Genomic DNA, 1,011 nt, shown 5'->3' with positions numbered 1-1,011 from the left:
GTGAACTTCCGTGCAGCAGAGGGTACGACAGTCGGCGATCCGATTACCGTATATGCCAGAGACGATAAGCGGGAGAGCGTCATTTTCTCCGGCTATATTTCGTCTATTCGGTGCAGCATGGTGCGCGGCGTCTATTATGTGGACGTCGAAGGCCTGTCTGGTACAGGAAAGCTGGATACGAAGAAGCGAAGCCGCTCCTTCCAGGAGGCTGGCATGACATACGCTAATGTGGTCAACAAGGTGCTGAGCGCTTATTCCGGCGCTGGCGTTATCGACCACATTACTGGCGGGAAGGCAATCGGCGCCCCGATCTTTCAGTACGGCGAGACCGATTGGGCGCTGCTGAAGCGGCTGGCGAGTCATTTTCAGAGTGTAATCGTGTGTGATATATTGGATGGAAAGCCGCGTATTCATCTTGGCATGCCGGAAGGCAAGAGCTATGAGCTGCCAGACTCGATCTCGTATACCGCGAGCAAAGATTTGAAAGCGTTCAACGAGGCTGGCGGCTATGCAGCGGGCTATCACGACACCGACTTCTTCAGCTATACGATCGAGACCGGCGAACGCTATGCGATCGGCGACGAGATTGTATTCCGACGCAAGCGCATGGTCGTCAGCGAAGTCGAGTGCCGAATGGACAAGGCACTGCTCATCTACAAATACAAGCTGTCCCGTGCCGACGGCATCCGCCAGCGGGTGCTGCATAACGACAAGCTGACCGGCATATCGCTGAGCGGTAAAGTGCTGGCCGTCAAGGGGGAGAAGGTGCAGCTGCACCTGGATATCGACAAGGAGCCTCCGAAGTCGGGGTACTGGTTCCCATTCGCACCGACGACAGGGAATATGATGTACTGCATGCCGCAGAAGGGGACGCACGCTAACCTGTACATACCGGATGTATCGGGCATCGGCGCGATGGTAATCGGCAGCCAGAGGCAGAACGGCGACAGCTGCGCCAAGACGAGCGACCCGAACCTGCGCTACCTCGGCACCGAGCACGGAAGCGAGCTT

1 protein-coding gene is annotated in these 1,011 nt (G+C 57.0%); it reads left to right on the top strand.

Annotated features, from left to right (window positions below):
• Window positions 1–1,011, top strand: a 1,011-nt coding sequence (locus tag PXY01_RS22040) for a contractile injection system protein, VgrG/Pvc8 family (protein ID WP_218028246.1), incomplete at both ends; no start/stop codon positions are given.

The sequence above is a fragment of the Paenibacillus xylaniclasticus genome, assembly GCF_004001065.1.
Classification (GTDB): Bacteria; Bacillota; Bacilli; order Paenibacillales; family Paenibacillaceae; genus Paenibacillus_T; species Paenibacillus_T xylaniclasticus.
Note: the sequence above shows the minus strand (reverse complement) of the source record. Positions and strands in the feature narration are given on the sequence as shown.